The 570-nt window shown below is 44.2% G+C and carries 1 protein-coding gene; it reads right to left on the bottom strand.

Translation table 11 applies throughout. The annotated features are described in order from the left end of the window. Window positions 1-123: 123 nt before the first annotated feature. Window positions 124-570: copper-resistant cuproprotein CopI (gene copI / locus R7Z50_RS29710; RefSeq protein ID WP_318150044.1), on the bottom strand; the 447-nt coding region annotated here is incomplete at its 5' end.

Consider the following 570-nt stretch of genomic DNA (forward strand, 5'->3'; position numbering starts at 1 on the left):
ATAGTGGCAGGGATGAACGAAACAAAAAGGAGCTGAGTGCAGCTCCTTTTGTCTTGTTGTATTCATTTCTAACGTATTGTCATCGTTAGATTATCTAGTTTAAGCTAAAGCCTACTTATAACCTTACAACTTCACTTTTTTGACCATGCCAGCTTCTGCGTGGCCTGGAATGTTACAAGCAAACTCTACGTTGTTGTCTCCGTGGAAGTGCCACAAAATCTGTTTTGCTTTACCCGGTTCTACGGTGACAGCATTGCCAGAGTCGTGCATGTGATTACCTGACATGTTTTTCATCATCTCACGGTGCTCAAGTTGCTCTGCTGCTGAACCGATGGTGAACTCATGATCGATTTTGCCCGTGTTCATCACCACGAACTGCACAACGTCGTTCGGTTCGATTTTTACGTCTTTCTTGAAGGTGATTTTCATGTCATCGCTCAAAATTACATGGACGACTTTATCCGGTTTTGCCCCATTCGCAGGCATACCCACTGCTGACATTCCTGCCATACCTTGCATGTTGGAGTGATCCATTTTTGAATGATCCATCGGCATCTCGTCCATGTTCAT

Source organism: Vibrio sp. 1249-1 (genome assembly GCF_033340495.1).